The sequence below is a fragment of the Streptomyces sp. NPDC088910 genome, from assembly GCF_044749865.1.
Lineage (GTDB): Bacteria > Actinomycetota > Actinomycetes > Streptomycetales > Streptomycetaceae > Actinacidiphila.
The window spans coordinates 59,660-79,523 of record NZ_JBIVIV010000021.1 but is presented as its reverse complement, the minus strand read 5'-3'; the positions used below and the strand labels follow the sequence as shown (position 1 = coordinate 79,523).

Annotated in this window: 14 protein-coding genes; 9 read left to right on the top strand and 5 right to left on the bottom strand. The window is 71.6% G+C overall.

Features of this window, described 5'->3' with window-relative positions; all coding sequences use genetic code 11:
* Positions 1–206: 206 nt before the first annotated feature.
* A complete protein-coding gene (locus ACIP4Z_RS34200; protein ID WP_355347799.1) occupies positions 207–656 on the bottom strand; it encodes a nuclear transport factor 2 family protein in 450 nt (149 codons plus the stop codon).
* 160 nt (positions 657–816) lie between these two features.
* On the opposite strand from ACIP4Z_RS34200, the gene ACIP4Z_RS34195 reads away from it, so the two are divergent.
* The 7 genes from ACIP4Z_RS34195 to ACIP4Z_RS34165 all read left to right on the top strand — a co-directional run bounded on the left by ACIP4Z_RS34195 (position 817) and on the right by ACIP4Z_RS34165 (position 13,007).
* Complete coding sequence (locus tag ACIP4Z_RS34195) at positions 817–3,549, top strand: alpha/beta fold hydrolase (protein WP_401314365.1); 2,733 nt, start codon at positions 817–819, stop codon at positions 3,547–3,549.
* Positions 3,550–3,563: 14 nt separating this feature from the next.
* The gene (locus tag ACIP4Z_RS34190) at positions 3,564–4,448 is read left to right on the top strand and encodes an ABC transporter permease (RefSeq protein WP_401314368.1); all 885 of its coding nucleotides are present in this window, start codon (positions 3,564–3,566) and stop codon (positions 4,446–4,448) included.
* A gap of 213 nt (positions 4,449–4,661) precedes the next feature.
* Complete coding sequence (locus ACIP4Z_RS34185; protein ID WP_401314363.1) at positions 4,662–6,044, top strand: S8 family serine peptidase; 1,383 nt, start codon at positions 4,662–4,664, stop codon at positions 6,042–6,044.
* Positions 6,045–6,274: 230 nt separating this feature from the next.
* Complete coding sequence (locus ACIP4Z_RS34180) at positions 6,275–7,828, top strand: glycosyl hydrolase family 18 protein (RefSeq protein WP_401314361.1); 1,554 nt, start codon at positions 6,275–6,277, stop codon at positions 7,826–7,828.
* Between the two features lie 133 nt (positions 7,829–7,961).
* Positions 7,962–8,798 carry an undecaprenyl-diphosphate phosphatase gene (locus ACIP4Z_RS34175; protein WP_355347787.1) on the top strand — a complete coding sequence of 279 codons (837 nt, stop codon included), beginning with the start codon at positions 7,962–7,964 and terminating at the stop codon, positions 8,796–8,798.
* A 162-nt stretch (positions 8,799–8,960) separates the two neighbouring features.
* Entirely contained in the window at positions 8,961–11,210 is a 2,250-nt protein-coding gene (locus tag ACIP4Z_RS34170; RefSeq protein ID WP_391050685.1) for an RICIN domain-containing protein, read from the top strand.
* 258 nt (positions 11,211–11,468) lie between these two features.
* Positions 11,469–13,007 carry an aldehyde dehydrogenase family protein gene (locus ACIP4Z_RS34165; protein WP_401314358.1) on the top strand — a complete coding sequence of 513 codons (1,539 nt, stop codon included), beginning with the start codon at positions 11,469–11,471 and terminating at the stop codon, positions 13,005–13,007.
* 133 nt (positions 13,008–13,140) lie between these two features.
* Here ACIP4Z_RS34165 and ACIP4Z_RS34160 read toward each other — a convergent pair whose 3' ends face one another.
* The 4 genes from ACIP4Z_RS34160 to ACIP4Z_RS34145 all read right to left on the bottom strand — a co-directional run bounded on the left by ACIP4Z_RS34160 (position 13,141) and on the right by ACIP4Z_RS34145 (position 17,183).
* The gene (locus ACIP4Z_RS34160; protein ID WP_401314356.1) at positions 13,141–14,244 is read right to left on the bottom strand and encodes a Gfo/Idh/MocA family protein; all 1,104 of its coding nucleotides are present in this window, start codon (positions 14,242–14,244) and stop codon (positions 13,141–13,143) included.
* Positions 14,241–14,984, bottom strand: coding sequence for a sugar phosphate isomerase/epimerase (locus tag ACIP4Z_RS34155; RefSeq protein WP_355347778.1), 744 nt, complete (start codon positions 14,982–14,984; stop codon positions 14,241–14,243). The genes ACIP4Z_RS34160 and ACIP4Z_RS34155 overlap by 4 nt, the downstream gene beginning before the upstream one ends.
* A 101-nt stretch (positions 14,985–15,085) precedes the next feature.
* Positions 15,086–16,006, bottom strand: a complete 921-nt coding sequence (locus ACIP4Z_RS34150) for a sugar phosphate isomerase/epimerase (RefSeq protein ID WP_355347775.1) — start codon at positions 16,004–16,006, stop codon at positions 15,086–15,088.
* Position 16,007: 1 nt separating this feature from the next.
* Positions 16,008–17,183: a Gfo/Idh/MocA family oxidoreductase gene (locus ACIP4Z_RS34145; protein WP_391160688.1), complete on the bottom strand. Its 1,176-nt coding sequence runs from the start codon at positions 17,181–17,183 to the stop codon at positions 16,008–16,010.
* 157 nt (positions 17,184–17,340) lie between these two features.
* On the opposite strand from ACIP4Z_RS34145, the gene ACIP4Z_RS34140 reads away from it, so the two are divergent.
* Positions 17,341–18,522: an ROK family protein gene (locus ACIP4Z_RS34140; RefSeq protein ID WP_317452715.1), complete on the top strand. Its 1,182-nt coding sequence runs from the start codon at positions 17,341–17,343 to the stop codon at positions 18,520–18,522.
* A 113-nt stretch (positions 18,523–18,635) separates the two neighbouring features.
* Positions 18,636–19,751 carry a DUF5954 family protein gene (locus ACIP4Z_RS34135; protein ID WP_355347768.1) on the top strand — a complete coding sequence of 372 codons (1,116 nt, stop codon included), beginning with the start codon at positions 18,636–18,638 and terminating at the stop codon, positions 19,749–19,751.
* Positions 19,752–19,864 lie beyond the last annotated feature (113 nt).

Sequence of the window (19,864 nt, the reverse complement as noted above, 5' to 3'; positions counted from 1 at the left end):
GGCCCCGGCGGCGACAGCTCCGCCTTCCAGGCGTTCACGAGCTGCCTCAAGGACCACGGCGTCACCCGCCCCCCCCCCCCCCCCCCCCCCCCCCCCCCCGGGGGGGGGGGGGGGGGGGGGGGCCCCCCCCCCCCCCCCCCCCCCCCCCGCCGCGGCGGTTCACGGACACCGCGCGAACCGGGTACGTGCCGAAGGCGGCCGGTCGCTCACGCCTGCGCGGAGCCCGGCGCCCGGTACATGTACGACGTCTCCTGCCGCCGCGAGGCGATCCGCCAACCGCCGCCGTCCCGCGCGAAACCGTCCACGTACCAGAAGCCGCACAGCAGCACACCGCGCTCGGCGGCCTTGCCGCCCTCGGGCAGGACGAGCGGGTTGAGGCACATGGTGCGGCCCGTCGCGCGGTCCCCGTCGAGCCGGATCGCGCAATTCCCGAGCAAATGCTGATATCCGGGAAAACGCGGCATGACGGCCGCGAGAAATTCCTTGATCTCCGGCAGAGTTCCACGCGGTCCGCCCGTCGCCGTGTAGTCGAGGACCGCGTCCTTGGTGAAGACCGCGTCCAGCAGCGGCCATTGGCCGGTGTCCACCGCGTGGCTGTATTCGATCAACAGATCCTGGATTTCCAGCCGGTCGGAGATATCGCCGAGCGAGAGCATGCGGCCCCTCCTGCCCGCGCCCGGACGGACGCGTGGGCACCGCATGGATGGCACGCGCCACCGGAGAAGTCAAGACACCTGACAGGCGCGGAGTATGGGAATACCCGGAGAACCCTCCGCCCACGCCCGGTCCGCGACCCGAGCCGCCTAGGATCGAGGGATGGATCTTCGATGGCCGCGACGCAAGAGGTGGTTCGCCGCCGCGGGGGCGCTCGTGGTGCTGGTGGCGGGCGGCGTCGCGGTCGGTACGGCGACCGCGTCCGGCGACGGCGGCTCGGTGCACCGCAGCGATGCGATGCTCGACGGCGCCGGGGGTGTACGCCTGGACACCTCGTACTTCACCTCGGGCGGTCCCGGCAGGCGGCCCGCCGTACTGCTCGGGCACGGCTTCGGCGGCAGCAAGGACGACGTGCGCGGCCAGGCCGAAGCGCTCGCCCGGCACGGCTACGCCGTACTGACCTGGTCCGCGCGCGGCTTCGGGCACTCCACCGGACGCATCGGGCTCAACGCGCCGGACGGCGAGGTCGCCGACGTCGGCAAGCTCATCGACTGGCTCGCGGACCGCCCCGACGTGCGGCTCGACGCGCCGGGCGACCCGCGGGTCGGCATCTCCGGCGTCTCGTACGGCGGCGCGATCTCCCTGCTCGCCGCCGGTTACGACCAGCGCATCGACGCCATCGCGCCGCGCATGACGTACTGGAATCTGAGCGACGCGCTCTTCCCGAACGACGTCTACAAGAAGCTGTGGGCCGGCATCTTCTTCTCCAGCGGCTCCACCCCGCTGGACGCGGCAGCGGGCGGCGACCGGACCCCGGACACAGGCGCGGGCACAGGCACGGGCACGCCCACGCCCACCGGAGCGCCGACGACCGCCGACCCCCTCTGCGGCCGGTTCGAACCGTCCGTCTGCGCGCTCTACCAACGCGTGGCCCAGGCGGGAAAGCCCGACGCCGCCGCCCGCGCGCGACTCGACGCGCTCAGCCCGTCCGCGGTCGGCTCCCGTATCAAGGTCCCCGCGCTGATCGTGCAGGGCCAGACCGACTCGCTGTTCACCCTCGCCCAGTCCGACGCGATGGCCAAGGCGATCAAGGCCAACGGCGCACCCGTGACCGTCGACTGGATCGCGGGCGGACACGACGGCGGCAACACCGAGAACGGCAGGATCGACCAGCGGGTCACCGCCTGGTTCGACCACTACCTCAAGGGCGAGACGTCCACGAGCACGGGACCCGCCTTCCGGGTCACCCGCACCGGCGGCCTCAACTCCACCGACGGCAGCGTCACCCTGCGCGGCGCGAGCGGCGACAGCTACCCCGGCCTCGACGGATCGGGCAGCCGGAAGATCGCGCTCGCCGGCTCCGCCCAGCGGATCACCAACCCGGCGGGCGGCGCCCCGCCCGCGATCTCCGCCGTCCCCGGCCTCGGCGCGCTCACCCAGCTCTCCTCGGTCGGCGCCGGCATCTCCCTGGACTTCCCCGGCCAGATCGCGGTGTTCGAGTCCGCGCCGCTGCGCGACGGCGCCCAGCTCACCGGAGCGCCGTCGGTGCGGGTGAAGGTCGCCACCGACGCGCCCGACGCCGTGCTCTTCGCGAAGCTCTACGACGTCACGCCCGGCGGCAAGGAGACCCTGCCCGCCTCGCTCGCCGCCCCCGTACGCGTCGTCGGGTCCGGGCAGGGCACCACCGTCACGGTCCGACTGCCCGCCGTCGACCACGACTTCGCGGCCGGGCACCGACTGCGCGTGGTGCTGTCCACCACCGACCTCGGCTACGCCTCCCCGGCCGCGCCCGCGGCCCTGACCGTCTCGCTCGCGTCGCCGACACTCACCCTGCCCACCGACACCGGGCTCCGCGCCGACGCCACCTCGGTCGCGTGGTGGGCCTGGGCGCTGCCGCTGATCGCGCTGGCCGTGGCCGCCGTCCTGCTGCTCACCGGCCGCCGCCGGGTCCGCCCGCGCCCGGCCGACCCGGCGCTCGCCGCGGTCCCGTTGCAGATCACCGGCCTCAGCAAGCGGTACGCGAAGTCCGTCGACCAGTACGCCGTACGCGACCTGTCCTTCCGCGTCGAACCCGGCCAGGTGCTCGGCCTGCTCGGGCCGAACGGCGCGGGCAAGACCACCACCTTGCGGATGCTGATGGGCCTGATCCGTCCCGACGAGGGCGAGATCCGGGTGTTCGGCGAGGCGGTACGGCCCGGCGCGCCCGTGCTGTCCCGGCTCGGCGCCTTCGTGGAGGGCGCCGGATTCCTGCCGCATCTGTCCGGCCGCGCCAACCTCGACCTGTACTGGCAGGCCACCGGCCGCCCGGCGCAGGACGCCCACCTGGCGGAGGCCCTGGAGATCGCGGGCCTCGGCGACGCGCTGGAACGGGCCGTGCGCACCTACTCGCAGGGCATGCGGCAGCGACTGGCCATCGCGCAGGCGATGCTCGGCCTGCCGGACCTGCTGATCCTCGACGAGCCGACCAACGGACTCGACCCGCCGCAGATCCGCGAGATGCGCGAGGTGCTGATCCGCTACGCGCAGGCGGGCCGGACCGTGATCGTCTCCAGCCACCTGCTGGCCGAGGTCGAGCAGACCTGTACGCATCTGGTGGTCATGGACCGCGGGCGGCTGGTCACGGCCGGTCCCGTCGCCGACATCATCGGCTCGGCGGACACCGTACTGGTCGGGACCGACGGCGAACTGCCGCAGAGCGCGGTCGAGAAGGTCGCCGCACTGCCCGGGGTCGCCACCGCGGTCCGCGAGGAGGACGGTCTGCTCGCGGTGCTCGACGGCCTGACCCCGGCGCAATTCGTGGCCGAACTCGTCCGTCTCGACGTGCCCGTGGCCCAGGTCGGGCCGCACCGCCGCCTGGAGGACGCCTTCCTGACCCTGATCGGAGGCTCCTCGTGAGCGCCGCACCCGCCATGCCCGCCCCCGCGCCCGCACCGGACGGGTCACCGGCCCGCGCCACCGCGCCCGGCTACCGCCCCGGCCGTACGCTGCGGCTGCGCGTCGAGGCCAGGCGGCAGTTGCGCAGGCGCCGCACGATGATCGTGGCCGCGCTGCTCGCCGCGCTGCCGTTCATCCTGATCGCCGCCTTCGCGATCGGCGGCACCCCGAGCGGCGAGGGCAGGAACGGCCCGACGCTGATCGACACCGCCACCGCCTCGGGCGCCAACTTCTGCGCGACCTGCCTGTTCGTCTCCGCGGGCTTCGTCCTCGTCGTGCCGGTCGCGCTCTTCTGCGGCGACACCGTGGCCTCGGAGGCGGGCTGGTCCTCGCTGCGCTATCTGCTGGCCGCGCCCGTGCCGCGGACCAGGCTGCTGGCCGTGAAGCTCACTGTGGCGCTGGGCTTCAGCGCGGCCGCGCTCGTCCTGCTGCCCGCGGTCGCGCTGGTGGCGGGCACCGTCGCGTACGGCTGGGGGGACCTGGAACTGCCGACCGGCGGGGCGCTGGCGTCCGGTGAGGCGCTGCCGCGGCTGGCGGTCGCCGTGATCTACATCTTCGTGAGCCAACTCGTCACGGCCGCGCTCGCCTTCTGGCTCTCCACGGTCACCGACGCGCCGCTGGGCGCGGTCGGCGGCGCGGTCGGCCTCACCATCGTCGGCAATGTGCTGGACGCCGTGACCGCGCTGGGGCGGTGGCGCGACGTGCTGCCCGCGCACTGGCAGTTCTCCTGGGCGGACGCGCTCCAGCCGACGATGGAGTGGTCCGGCATGCTCCAGGGCACCTCGGTGTCGGTCTCGTACGCGATCGTGCTGACGGCGCTGGCCTTCCGCGGCTTCCGCACCAAGGACATCGTGTCCTGACCCGCCGTCGGCCGTGTCGTGACGTGGCGTGACGCCGCCGCATGACAGCGCGCCACGACGCCTCGTCATGGCATGCCCATGAAATAACCAAGGGACGGCCATCCGGAGTAAAGCGGTCGGCAGCAAACGGCGAAGTCTCTTGTCCTGGGCATGATCTGTGGGTGTGATCGCGGCATCCGTCTCGTGCGGTCGCACTCCACACAAGGAGAGTCCATGCGCAGATTCCGTCCGCGGCCCCGCGCCGCGGTCGCGGCGGCAGGGGTCACCGCCCTCGCCGCCGCCGCTTTGACAGCCGCTCCCGTCGCCGGGTCCGCCACCGCCGCCCCGGCGCGTACCGCACCGGTGGTGAAGGCCGTGCCCGCGGTCACGGGACACCGGCTGGTGAGCGGGGTGAGCAGCCCGCTCAGCAGCGCGCAGTGCCAGGCGAAGTGGGGCATCAACTGCTACACCCCGCAGCAGTATCGCCAGGCGTACGACCTCAAGCCGCTCTACCGCGCCGGTATCACCGGCAAGGGGCGGACGATCGTGATCGTGGACTCGTTCGGGTCGCCGACGATCCAGCACGACCTCGACGTGTACAGCCGGCAGTTCGGCATCGCCAGCTCGCACGTACAGGTCGTCAAGTGGGGTGACGTGCCGCCGTTCGACCCGACGAATCCGGACCACACCGGCTGGGCGAGCGAGAGCACGCTGGACGTGGAGATGGCGCACGCCGTCGCGCCCGACGCGCACATCGTGCTGGTGGAGACCGGCGTCGCGGAGACCGAGGGCGTCGAGGGGCTGCCCGAGATGATGGACGCCGAGAAGTCGATGATCGACCACGGCGTCGGCGACGTGATCACGCAGAGCTTCGGCGCCACCGAGAACACCTTCCCCGGCTTCGACCGGGGCGACTTCTCCAGCATCCAGAAGCTGCGGTACGCCTTCAAGGCCGCCGCCGCGCACGGCGTGACAGTGCTGTCGTCCTCAGGCGACGGCGGCGCCACCGACTCGATGGCGGACGGCGCCACCGACTACCCGTACCCGGTGAACTCCTGGCCCTCGTCCGACCCGCTGGTCACCTCGATCGGCGGCACGCAGCTCCACCTGGACGACGCGGGCGACCGCACCGCGCCCGACAGCGTCTACAACGACTACGGCGCGGGCGGCGGCGGCCAGTCGCACGTCTTCACCAGGCCCTCGTACCAGGACGTGGTCAAGAACGTCGTCGGCGCCCGGCGCGGCACCCCGGACATCTCGATGACCGCGGCCGTGGACGGCGGCGCGTGGGTGTACTCCTCCTTCGACCCGACGGCCGTCGGATGGGACGTGTACGGCGGCACCAGCGAGTCCAGCCCGCTGTTCTCCGGCATCGTCGCGCTGGCCGACCAGCTCGCCGGGCACCGGGTGGGCGACATCCACCAGGCGCTGTACGCGCTCTACCGGGGCGACAGCAGGCTCACCGGGATCGTGGACGTCAAGGACGGCACGAACAACTCCTACGACGGCGTCACCGGCTACACCGCGGTGAAGGGGTACGACATGGCGACCGGTGTCGGCACGCTGGACGCCGCGCGGTTCGTTCCCGCGCTGGCGATCGCCAGTTGGCGGCGCTGACCGTCCGAGCGGGGTACTGACAGGTCACCGCCGCGTCCGCGCGGGCGCGGCGGTGACACGTGCTGTCCGGGCGCCGGAAATGTCCGGTCCCGTGGGGTGAGTGGTCCAACTCCGTTATCTGTTAGGACTCTTGACAGTCGGGTGGTCCAGACCAACAGTATTGGTCCAGACCAGCAGCGCCCCCTGTGCTGTCGGCCCCCACACATCCCCCCTCGAAGGGAGCGCGGTCCATGACCGGACCCGTTCGCAGACCCCTCCGCGCGTTGCTCACCGGACTCGTCACCGCCACCGCGGCGGCCGGGCTCGCCCTGACCGGCAGCGGCACCGCCCACGCCGCCACCCCGCTGCCCGCCCACGTGTTCGCCCCGTACTTCGAGGCGTACAACGGCGACAGCCTCTCCGGCCTGGCGTCGGCCTCCGGCAACAAATTCCTCACCATGGCGTTCATCCAGACGCCGTCCGTCGGCTCCTGCACCCCGTACTGGAACGGCGACAGCTCGCTGCCGATCGCCCAGGCGAACTTCGGCGCCGACATCGACACCCTCCAGGCGGGCGGCGGCGACGTCATCCCGTCCTTCGGCGGTTACGCGGCCGACAACAGCGGCACCGAGATCGCCGACAGTTGCACCAACGTCAGCTCGATCGCCGCGGCCTACGAGAAGGTCATCACGACCTACGACATCAGCCGGATCGACCTCGACATCGAGGACAACTCGCTGACCAACGCCGGCGGCATCGACCGCCGCAACAAGGCCGTGAAGATGGTCCAGGACTGGGCGGCGAGCAACGGCCGCTCGGTGCAGTTCTCCTTCACCCTGCCGACCACCACCCACGGGCTGACCACGGGCACCGCGGGCGACGGCTCGGGCCTGTCGGTGATCCAGAACGCCATCTCCAACGGCGTCAAGGTCGACGTCGTGAACCTGATGACGTTCGACTACTACGACAACGCCACGCACAACATGGCGACCGACACCCAGACCGCCGCCACCGGCCTGCACGACCAGCTCGCCGGGCTCTACCCGTCGAAGACCGACGCGCAGATCTGGGGCATGGTCGGCGTCACGGAGATGCCCGGCATCGACGACTTCGGCGCGGCCGAGACCTTCACCACCGCCAACGCCACCACCGTCTACAACTGGGCGGTCAGCAAGGGCATCAACACGCTGTCCTTCTGGGCGCTCCAGCGCGACAACGGCGGCTGCCCCGGCCAGGGCGGCTCCGACACCTGCTCCGGCGTCGCACAGAGCACCTGGCAGTTCAGCCACACCTTCCAGCCCTTCACCGGCGGCGGCACCACCACCCCGCCCCCGGCGAACGACTTCTCGGTGTCGCTGACCCCGGCCTCCGGCTCCGTCGCGCCGGGCGGTTCCACCACCTCCAGCGTGCACACCGCCGTCGCCTCCGGCACCGCGCAGTCCGTCGCGCTGACGGTCTCCGGCGCCCCGGCCGGTGTCACTGCCACGCTCAGCCCGACCTCGGTGACCGCGGGCGGCAACGCCACCTTGTCGGTCGCCACCACGGCCTCGGCGGCCCCCGGCACATACACCCTGACCGTCACCGGCAAGGCGGGCACCACGACCCACACCGCCGCGTACACGCTCACGGTCACCGGGACCACCACCGGCTGCACCGCCACCGCGTGGAACAGCAGCGCGGTCTACGTGGGCGGCAACACCGTCTCGTACGCCGGTCACACCTGGAAGGCCAAGTGGTGGACGACGGGCGAGACGCCCGGCACCACCGGTGAGTGGGGTGTCTGGCAGGACCTCGGCGCCTGCTGATCCGCCTCCCGCGGCGGCCGGGCCCCGGATTCGGGGTCCGGCCGCCGATCCTCTAAAGTCTGACCGTTGTCTACGAACATGTAGTCGTAACGGGCCGGGGTGATCACCGGCGGACAAGGGGCGGGACCACCCAATGAGCGTCATCGGCGTCGGCCAAGCCGTCATTCTCGGCGTCGTGGAAGGAGTGACCGAGTTCCTTCCGGTCTCCTCCACCGGGCACCTGAAAATGACCGAGGGCCTGATGAACATCCCGGTGGACGACAAGGCTGTCGTCGGCTTCACCGCGGTGATCCAGACCGGCGCCATCGCCGCCGTCTTCGTCTACTTCTTCTCCGACATCAAGCGGTTCGTCGGCGCCTGGTTCAAGGGGCTCGCGAACAAGAGGGAGCGCGACAACCACGACTACAAGTTCACCTGGTGGGTGATCTACGCGACCATCCCGATCGTCGTCGTCGGACTGGCCGCCAAGCCGCTGATCGACGGCGCCCTCGCGTCCTTGTGGGTCGTCGCCTTCTCGCTGATCGGCGGCAGCGTCGTCATGTGGTGCGCCGAGCAGATGGCGCGATTCAAGCGCGGCGAGGACCAGGTCACCTTCAAGGACGCGATGATCGTCGGCTGTTCGCAGATCCTCGCGCTGCTCTTCCCCGGCTTCTCCCGGTCGGGCGCCACCATCTCCACCGCGCTCATCCGCGACCTGGACCGGGTGGCCGCCACCCGCCTGTCGTTCTTCCTCGGCCTGCCCGCCCTCACCGGCGCGGGGCTGTACGAGTTGAAGGACGCCACCAGCGGGGGCGTCGGCGTGCCCGCGCTCGCCGTCGGCACCGTGGTGTCGTTCGTGATCGCCTACGTCTCCATCGCCTGGCTGCTGAAGTTCGTCGCCAAGCACTCGTTCAACTCCTTCGTGATCTACCGGATCGTGGTCGGCTTCCTGCTGATCGGCCTGCTGACGACGGACACGATCAGTTCCTGACTTACCGTCAGACGCACTCCGAGGGCCCGGCCGGGACGGCCGGGCCCTCTTTTCCGGCCGGATAGTTCACGACTTATTTTTTGATGTGTATTGACTCGCCGACGGGCGGCCCCTAGCGTCCACACCGCATCGCGACCCCACAACGCGACCGAGGAGACACGTGTGACTCAGGTCCCCACCGTGCCCGGCACGCCCACCCGCACATCCCGCACCCGCAGACGAACAGCCGCCATAGCGGCGGCGCTCGTCCTGCCGGTCTCGGCCTGTATCGCCCTGGTCACCGCACGGGACGCGGGCGCCGCCACCATCCCGGCCGCCCCGGCCAGCGTCACCAGCGTCAGCAGCGGCAAGTGCGTGGACGCGCGCGCCGCGGCCACCGCCAACGGCACAGCGGTGCAGCAGTACGCCTGCAACGGAAGCGCCGCCCAGCAGTGGCAGTTCACCGCCACCGACAGCGGCTACTACCGGATCGGCGTGTCCACCGCGCCCGCCCAGGTGTGGGACGTCACCGGCGTCTCCACCGCCGACAGCGCCACCACACAGCTCTGGCTGTACGGCGGCGGCAGCAACCAGCAGTGGCAGCCCGTCGCCGAGAGCAGCGGCGCCTTCCACTTCGTCAACCGCAACAGCGGCAAGTGCCTCGACGTGCCCGGCGCGTCGACCGCCGACAGCGTCCAGCTCCAGCAGTACACGTGCAACGGCACCACCGCGCAGTCGTTCAACGTCAGCGGCAGCGGCGGCGGCACCACGCCGCCGACCACCCCGCCCAGCGGCGGCGACCCCGACCTCGGCCCGAACACGGTCGTCTTCGACCCGTCGATGTCCGCCTCGACCATCCAGTCCAAGCTGAACTCGATCTTCAGCCAGCAGGAGACCAACCAGTTCGGCAGCCAGCGCTACGCGGTGCTCTTCAAGCCCGGCACCTACAGCGCGGACGTCAACGTCGGCTTCTACACCCAGGTCGCAGGACTCGGCCTGAGCCCCGACTCGGTCACCATCAACGGCAAGGTGCACGCCGAGGCCGACTGGTTCCAGGGCAACGCCACCCAGAACTTCTGGCGTGACGCCGAGAACATGTCCGTCAACCCGACCGGCGGCAGCGACCGTTGGGCCGTCTCGCAGGCCGCCCCGTACCGGCGGATGCACGTCCGCGGCAACCTCGCGCTGGACGACGGCGGCTGGTCGAGCGGCGGCTTCATCTCCGACTCCAAGATCGACGGGCAGATCCAGTCCGGCTCCCAGCAGCAGTTCCTCACCAAGGACACCGAGATGGGGTCCTGGAGCGGCTCCAACTGGAACATGGTCTTCGTCGGCGACAAGGGCGCGCCCGCGCAGAGCTTCCCGACGTACACCACCGTCGCCAGCGCGCCCGTGGTGCGCGAGAAGCCCTTCCTGTACATCGACAGCGCGGGCAAGTACCAGGTCTTCGTGCCCGCCCTCCAGTCCAACGCGTCCGGCACCACCTGGAGCGGGAAGACGCCGGCGGGACAGTCGCTGCCGATCGACCAGTTCTTCATCGTCAAGCCGGGCAACACCGCCTCCGACATCAACGCGGCGCTCGCGGCGGGCAAGAACCTGCTGTTCACGCCGGGTGTCTACCACCTCAACCAGACGATCAACGTGACCCGGCCCGACACCGTCGTCCTCGGTCTCGGTCTGGCCACGCTCGTCCCGGACGGCGGCGTCACCGCGCTGACCACGGCCGACGTGGACGGTGTGAAGCTGGCCGGGCTGCTCATCGACGCGGGTACCACCAACTCCCAGACGCTGATGCAGATCGGCCCGGCCGGCTCGTCCGCCAACCACGCGGCCGACCCGACCAGCCTGTCCGACGTCTTCTTCCGGATCGGCGGCGCGGCCGTCGGCAAGGCCACCCAGTCGCTGGTCGTCAACAGCAACAACGTCATCGGCGACCACATGTGGCTGTGGCGCGCCGACCACGGCAACGGCGGCACCGTCGGCTGGAACACCAACACCGCAGCCACGGGCCTCGTCGTCAACGGCCAGAACGTCACCATGTACGGCCTGTTCGTCGAGCACTACCAGCAGACCCAGGTGCAGTGGAACGGCAACGGCGGCAGAACGTACTTCTTCCAGAACGAGATGCCCTACGACCCGCCCAACCAGGCTTCCTGGATGAACGGTTCCTCGCAGGGCTACCCCGCCTACAAGGTGGCCGACTCGGTCACCAGCCATGAGGCGTGGGGGCTCGGCAGCTACTGCTACTTCTCCGCCAACTCCTCGGTGGTGTCGGCCAACTCCTTCCAGGTGCCCAACACCTCCGGGGTGAAGTTCCACGACATGGTGACCGTCTCGCTCGGCGGTGTCGGCACCATCAGCCATGTCATCAACACCACGGGAGCGGCCGTGAACAGCGGCCATCAGGTCACGTACCTGACCAGCTACCCCTAGTCACACAGGGGTACACGGGGGACACAGTGGGGCCGGCCGGCACAGGGGGCGCATCCCGTCGGCCGGCCCCTCTCCCGTGCGGTGACCCCCGCTCTCCCGCGCCGTAACCCGCCTCCTCCCGTGCCGTGGCCGGGCACGGTGACGACCGACACACCCGTGGTCGAACACCGGAACCCCCGGGAGTCCAGTCGCTATCGTCGGCAGACGCGCGGTGGTGCGCCGCGCGAGTTCCGCCCCCCGACGAGAGCGGAGTTCCGAATGACCCTCATCCTCAAGCCCGGAACGGCCTGGAGCGACGCGTGGCGGCGCGCCCTGCGGACCGCGCCCGAGGCATTCCGCGACGACCGTGTGCTGAATCTCTGGGACGGCCGCTGGCAGGCCGACGGCCGCCCGCTGCCCGCCACTTCACCGGTCGACGGCAGCCCGATAGCCGGGCCGCCCCGGCTCGACGCGGCCACCGCGCGACAGGCGGTACGCGCCGCGCTCGACGAACACCGGAGCTGGCGGCACGTACCGCTGCCCGACCGCAAGGCGCGCGTCTCGGCGACTCTGGACGCCCTCACCGAACACCGCGACCTGCTGGCCCTGTTGCTGGTCTGGGAGATCGGCAAGCCCTGGCGGCTGGCCCGCGCCGACGTGGACCGGGCCATCGACGGCGTCCGCTGGTACGTGGACGGCATCGAGCCGATGGTGGCGGGCCGCACCGCACTTGCCGGTCCCGTCTCCAACATCGCGAGCTGGAACTACCCGATGAGCGTGCTGGTGCACGCCATGCTCGTCCAGGCGCTCGCGGGCAACGCGGTCATCGCCAAGACGCCCACCGACGGCGGCCTGGCCTGCCTCACCCTCGCCGCCGCGCTCGCCAGGCGCGAGGGCATTCCCGTCACGCTGGTCAGCGGCAGCGGCGGCGAACTCTCCGAGGCCCTGGTGCAGTCCTCGGAGATCGGCTGCGTCTCCTTCGTCGGCGGCCGGGACACCGGCGCCCGGATCGCGACCGCCGTCGCCGACGTCGGCAAGCGGCACATCCTCGAACAGGAAGGGCTCAACTGCTGGGGTCTGTGGGAGTACAGCGACTGGGACGCCTTCGGCGCGCAGATCCCCAAGCTCTTCGACTACGCCAAGCAGCGCTGCACCGCCTACCCGCGGTTCGTCGTCCAGCGCTCCCGCTTCGCGGACTTCCTCGCCGCGTACCTCCCGGCGGTCAAGTCGGTCAGGACCGGTCACCCGTTGGCCGTCGCCACGCCCGACGACCCGCTGCCCGCCCTCGACTTCGGGCCGCTGATCAACGCGGCCAAGGCGAAGGAGCTGGCCGATCTGGTCGCCGAGGCCGTCGACCGCGGCGCGGTGCCGCTGCACCACGGCGCCCTCGACCCCGGCCTCTTCCTCCCCGGCCAGGACACCTCCGCCTACCTCGCCCCGGTCACGCTCCTGGGCCCTCCGCCGTCCTCGCCGCTCCACCACACCGAGCCCTTCGGACCCGTCGACACGATCGTCCTGGTCGACACCGAGGCCGAGCTGCTCTCCGCCATGAACGCCAGCAACGGCGCCCTGGTGGCCGCCTTGTCCTGCGACGACCCGCGCACCACCGAACGTCTCGCCTCCCAGGTCCGCGCCTTCAAGGTCGGCCGCGGCGCGCCCCGCTCCCGCGGTGACCGCGACGAACTCTTCGGCGGCCTCGGCGCCTCCTGGCGCGGCGCCTTCGTCGGCGGCGAACTCCTCGTCCACGCCGTCACCGAGGGCCCCACCCTCGACCGCCTCCCGGGCAACTTCCCCGACTACCAATTGCCCGCGGCCTAGGGGGAAGCCGCCTTCGGCTCGCTGGCTACCGGCGAACCCACCTGCGCAGCGGTGAACGGTACTCAGAAAAACCCCGGTCGACCCATCCCCCCACGGGTGGGCCGACCGGGGCCGACGGTGGTCGACCGCTGCGTCAGGACAGCGTCGAGGCCGCCGGGTCCCACGCGTCCGGCAGCGGTGACACGGCCGGGGCGCTGGTTTCGAGGGTGCGGACGGTGTGCTCTTGCGCGGCGTCCGTCACCGTGGCCATCAAGTCGAGTACGTGCTGGGCGAGTTCGCCGGAGGCGCGGTGCTCGGTGCCGCCCCGGATGGCGCGGGCCATGTCCAGGACGCCCAGGCCGCGACCGGCGACCGTACCGGTGACGGGCAGGTCACGCCAGTCGTCGTCACCGAACGCCCGGACCTGCAAAGGCCCTTCGAAGGTGTTCGGGTCGGGCAGCGACAGCGTGCCCTCGGTGCCGGTGACCTCGATGAGGCGGCGCGGCACCGAGGAGTCGAAGCTGAAGGTCGCCGAGCCGCTGGGGCCACCGGCGAAGTCCAGCAACGCGTGCACGTGCGTGGGCACTTCCACCGCGAAGGACGTGCCCTCCTTCGGCCCGGAACCGATCACCCGCTGGGCACGCGCCTGCCGCGCCGAGGCCGAGACCCGTGCCACCGGCCCGAACAGCGCGACCAGCGCCGTCAGATAGTACGGACCGATGTCGAACAGCGGCCCGGCACCGTACTGGAAGAGGAACTCCGGGTTCGGGTGCCACGACTCGGGGCCGGGCCCCTGCGTGACGGCGGTCGCGCTCACCGGTTCGCCGATGACCCCGGCGGCCAGCGCCCGCTGCGCGGACTGGAGCCCGGCCCCGAGGAAGGTGTCGGGAGCGCTCCCGACCCGCAGCCCGCGCGACCGCGCCTCGGCCAGGATCTTCGCCCCGTCGGCCGGCGCCAGCGCGAGCGGCTTCTCGCCGTAGACGTGCTTGCCCGCCTGGAGGGCGGCCGTGGCGACCTCCGCGTGCACGGCCGGGATCGTCAGGTTGACGACGATCTCCACCTCGGGGATCGCCAGCACCGACGCGAGGTCGCCCGCGGCCGGAATCCCGTACGTCCCGGCCGCCGTACGGGCCCGCTCGACGTCGATGTCGGCGACGGCGAGCACCCGCAGGTCGGGGAAGGCGGTGAGATGGTCCAGATACTGCGCGCTGATGACACCGGCGCCGACGACGGCGACGCCGACCGGGCCTGTGGTCATGAACGCTCCAGCGCGGTGAGGTAGGAGAGGCTTTCCGCGACGGCCTCGAAGATGTCGCCCGCGCAGGAGTCGAGTTCGACGATCCGCTGCGCGTCGGGCGCGGCGGCCAGGATCGACGGCACGTCGATGCTGCCCTTGCCGACCGCGGTGTGCGGCTCGTCCTTCACACCGGGACCGTCCTTGACGTGCAGCGCCAGCACCCGGTCGCCCAGCGCGCGCAGCAGCGCCGGCACATCGGCCCCGCCGACCGCCGCCCAGTACGTGTCGACCTCCAGGAACACCTCGGGGGCCAGCCGGTCCGCCAGCTCCTCCAGCGCGGTCCTGCCGTCGAAGCGCGGCTCGATCTCCCACCAGTGGTTGTGGTAGCCGATCCGCATACCGCGCTCGGCGGCCTTCTCGGCGAAGCCGTTGAGGAGGTCCGCGGTGCGCGAGAGACCGTCGGGGGTGGTGAACTCCTCGTGCGCGATCCCGCCGGGGATGATCACCAGGTCGGTGCCGACCGTGGCGATCGCGTCGAAGACCTCCGACGCCTCCTTGTCGAACAGGGCGTAGGCGTGCGTGCTGTTGACGCTCAGCCCCAGGTCGTCGGCGACCTTGCGGAAACCGGTCGGGTCGGCCGTGGGGTCGTACGCCTCGACGGCGGTGTAACCGATCCCGGCGAGGCGGGACAGCGTGCCGTCGCGGTCGGCGGCGATCTGGTCCCGGAGGGTGTAGAGCTGGATGCTCAAGGGCGTGGCCATCGTGACGATGCCTCCTGGAAGTACGGCGGGTGCGGGTACGGCGGGTACTGCGCGTGCGGGTGGTGCGGGGGAGCGGCGGCCGGCGGTGACACGCGGTCGGATCAGCCGACGATCAACGGCCGCAGCGTGCGGTGGGCGATCTCCAGACCCTGGGTGATCCGCTGGACGTCGCCGCTCCAGACGGGGTCCTCGTGCTCGACGGAGAGCGTGCCCGTGAAGCCGCCCTCGTAAAGGGTGTCGACGATCCGGCGCCAGTCGACGTCGCCGAGCCCCGGCACCCGGTAGCGCCACCAGCCGCTGTCCCAGCCGTCGGTCCGCGCCACCGACCGGCCGAAGAAGCCGTAACGGTCCCTGGCTCGCGGGTCGAGCTGCGCGTCCTTGGCCTGCGCGTGCGGAATGCGGTCGATGTACGGCTTCAGCGCCTCGACCGGGTCGATGCCCAGCCACAGCAGGTGCGAGGGGTCGTAGTTGAGATAGAGGCCGAGGCCGAACATCCACTCCCACAGCTCGGGGGAGTAGGCGAGGTTGCCCGGATAACCGTCCGGGTGCCAGCCCTCCATCACGCAGTTCTCGATGATGATCTTCACACCGCGCTCGCCCGCGTACTCCACCAGCGGCGGCAGCTCCCGCTCGGCCAGCGCGATGTTCTCCTTCACCGTCAGACCGGGGTGGCGGCCGACGAACGTGCCGACGTAGTCCACGCCCAGCAGTTGGGCGGCGTCCACATTGGCGCGTACGTGGGCGGCGATCTCCGCCCTGCGGGTCTCGTCCGGGTGCAGGTTGTTCTCGTAGTACGCCAGCGCGGACAGCGTCAGGCCGTGCCGGTCGAACAGGCCGCGCACCTCGTCGGCCCGCTGCTTGCCGAAGCCGGTCACGTCGATGTGGCTGGCCTCGAACTCCCGTGAGCCGGTGGACGGCCAGGTGGCCACCTCCAGCGACTGGTAGTCGTGCGAGGCCGCCCACGCGGCGATCTCGTCCAGCGGGAGCTGCGGAAGGCAGGCGGTCAGGAAGCCCAGCTTCATCTCAGGAGACCTCTTTCCAGGTCCGGTCCGCCGCCGATTTCAGTACGGCCTCGGTCAGGCGCACCATGCGGGCGGCGTCGTCGAAGGTGGGGAACGTGCCCCCGGTGCCGTCGGCCGAGGACCCGCCCGCCGCGCCCGGGGCGCGGATCGCTGCGTGCACATCGCGGACGAAGGCGGCGAAACAGTCGAGATATCCCATCGGGTGGCCGCCGGGTACCACCGAGAGCCGGGCCGCGGCGGGCGAGAGCGTGGCCGGGTCGCGCAGCACCGCAGCGTTCTCACCGCGGCTGCCGACGAACAGCGACTCGGGGTTCTCCTGGTCGAAGGCGAGCGAGGTCCGCGTCCCGTCCACCTCGAACCACAGCCGGTTCTTCCGGCCGGGCGAGATCTGCGAGACGGTCACGGAACCGGTGGCGCCGCGGTCGGTGCGGAACAGGAGCTGCACCACGTCCTCGGTGTCCGGCCTGACCCGCGCGCCGCCGTCGCCGGCGGGACCCGTACGGTCCACGGTCTGGCTGACCGCGGTCAGCTCCGCGATCCGGTGCCCGGTCACCCACTCCACCAGGTCGCACCAGTGCGAGCCGATGTCGGCGAAGGCGCGGGAGGGCCCGCCCGCCGCCGCGTCGACCCGCCAGTTGGTGTCGCCCGGCTCCGAGAGCCAGTCCTGGAGGTAGTGGCCGTGCACCAGCCGGACCTCGCCCGCCCGGCCGTCCAGCACGCGGGACCGCGCCTCGGCCGCCATCGGGTGGTAGCGGTACACGAACGGCACCGCCGCCACCAGACCGCTGTCCGCGGCGAGCGCCGCGAGCGCGTCCGCGGTGGCCGACGACGTGGTCAGCGGCTTCTCGCACACCACGTGCTTGCCCGCCCGCAGCGCCAGTTCGGCGAGCCCGGCGTGCGCGTCGTTGGGCGTACAGATGTGCACCACGTCGACGTCGTCACTGGTGACCAGCGCCTCCGAGGAGTCGAAGGCCCGCTCGACCCCGAGCGCCGCCGCGGCCTCCTTGGCCCGCGCGGGCGTCGACGCGCTGACCCCGACCACCGGGGCACCGCTCCTGCGCACCGCGTCCAGGTGCACCTGGCCGATCATCCCCACACCGGCGATGGCCGTACGCAGTGCCGGACGCGATGACGTGCGCAGCGAAGAACCCGCTGTAACCGAGCTAGTCCCGCCCACAAGTGCCCTCCCTTTCCGCTTGCTTGAAACGCTAGCCACCGCTGTTTCGGTTGACAATGGCAATATTTCCGCTATCTTCTGTCATAAATCGGGGGCCGGGCCGCACAGGACGCGCACCGGGACGACGGACGTACGGCGCAGGGGAGGGCAGGAACCGGTGACAGCCGCAAGCGACCGGCAGTTGACCGCGCTCAGCGAACTGGCGGGACTGGTGGCGGGCGGCGCCACCCGGCGCAGCCAACTCGCCACCGCCACCGGGCTGTCCAGGGCCGCGGTCGCCCAGCGGGTGGACCTGCTGATCGCCAAGGGACTGCTGGTCGAGACCGGCACCATGGCCACCGAGCGCGGGCGCCCGCCGCTCACCCTCCAACTCGCCTCGCGGAACGCGGTGGTCTGCGCCGTCGACCTCGGCGCCACCCACCGCACGGTCGCCGTCGCCGAACTCGGCGGCCGGGTCCTCGCCGAAGCCACCGAAGCCCTCGACATCAATGCGGGACCCGAGGCCGTACTGACCGGGGTGCACGAGCAGATCGGCCGCCTGCTGGCCGACGCGGGACACCCCGCCGACCACGTACGCGCGATCAGCATCGGCGTGCCGGGCCCGGTCGAGGCCCGCACCGGTACGGTGATCCGGCCGCCGATCATGCGCGGCTGGGACGGCTACCGGGTCCCGGGCTTCTTCGCCGGGCGCTACCACGCGCCCGTCCTCGTCGACAACGACGTCAACATGATGGCCCTGGGCGAGTACGGCCACCGTCCGGCCACCGCCCATCTGCTGTACGTCAAGGTCGGTACGGGCATCGGCTGCGGCATCGTCTCCGGCGGCGTCGTGCACCGCGGGGCCAGCGGCGCCGCGGGCGACATCGGCCACATCCGCGTACCGGGCCACGACGACGTGCTGTGCCACTGCGGCAACACCGGCTGCGTCGAGGCCGTCGCCTCGGGAGCGGCCATCGCGGCGAAGCTGCGGGAGGCAGGGTTGCCCGCCGAGCACGCCGCCGACGTGGTCCGCCTCGTGGCCGCGGGCGACCCGGTGGCCCGCCGCCAGGTACGGCTGGCCGCCCAACGGCTCGGCGACGTCCTGGCCTCGCTGGTCAGCTTCTACAACCCCGACACCATCGTGCTCGGCGGCAGCATCGCCAGCCTCCACGACGACCTGCTCGCCGACATCCGCGGCGCCGTCTACCGCAGGGCCCTCCCGCTGGCCACCAGAACCGTCGCCATCGAGACCACGATGCTCGGCCGCAGGGCGGGCATTGAGGGCGCGCGGCGGCTGGCGGTGCAGCATCTGCTCTCGCCCGAGGGCATCGGACACGTGCTCGCGGAGCCCGCGGTCTGAACCACTGTTGCCCCCATACCTGCCGGTGGACGCGCGTCACGTCAACTCACGGACCCATGACGGCTTTGGCGTATGGGTCGCGTACGCCCCCGCGGTGTGGGCATGCTGGTCCCATGGATGCGCACGGCGACGATGTTCCTGCCTACCAGTCGATCCGGGTCACCACGCCCGAGTCCCCGGTCGCGGCGCTCGCCGACATCGAGGCGTGGAAGGCGAGAAAGACCTACCCCTCGATGCTGTTCGCGGGCGGCCCGGTCTTCGGCATCGCGTGCGAACTGGAGTCCGGCGGCTGGGAGTTGCACCCGTACTTCAGCGGACTCGCCCCGCAGGACGCCCGCGACAGCCTCGGCTCCCACTTCCGCCGCCTCGCCCACGCGGCCGACGAGGCCGGTGACGCCGAGGCCCGGGCCGAACTCCTCGCCGCGGGCGAGCGCATGGACTGGGAAGCTCTCGACGAGGTGACGGTACGCGGCAGCCGCTACCGCGTGGTGCGCGCCGAACGCTTCATCCGCATGGGGCCCGACGGTCCCGAACCCCCGCGCGACACCGACCCCGACCCGAGCGGCCCCGGCGAGTCCGGCGGCTTCGACCCCGCCGCGGGCCTGGTCATCGACCCCGTCAACGCGACCGGCATGTCCGAGGGCATCCTCAAGGTGGAACTCCTCGCCGCCCTCCGCAAAAGCGGCACCGTCCCCGCCGACGTCCGCGACGACTCACGCCACGCCGCCGACACCCACCCCGGCGGTGTCCTGCTCCCCGCCACCTTCATGACCGCGGAACGCGACGGCGGCAGTTGGCGCCCCGACTCCAGCGGCACCGCCACCACCCCGCAGGCGGCCCGCGACGGCCTCGCCATGCAACTGCGCGTCATGCTCCCCTGGCAGAAGGACCTCAGCCCCGAGCAACGCGAGATCTACTCCCGCGCCGCCGACCACCTCGACGAACACCGCTGCGACGAACTCGACGTCGCAGGACGCCACTTCCGCGTGATCCGCGTCGAACGCCTCATCCGCATCGGCCCCGACGGCCCCGAGGGCCCCCGCCCCTCCGACCCCGACCCCACCCCGCCCGTCATGGTCCAGGACCAGCAACTGCGCGAACAGGGTCTCCTCACCGACGAGGACGAGGAGGCCGACCCCGAACCGGACGAGCACATGCGGAAGTTCATGCGCCTCTTCGAGGAAGAACGGCTCCGCCGGGACAACCTCAAGAACAAGCCCCACCCCTGACCCAGCCAGCCGGGCACCGCTGCGCCCAAGAGCCTGCGCCCCTGCGGTACGGCTGCGCGGGGAGGCGGAGGGGCGGCAAAAGAGGGGAAGGACGGTGCGCCCGCGCAAGGCGC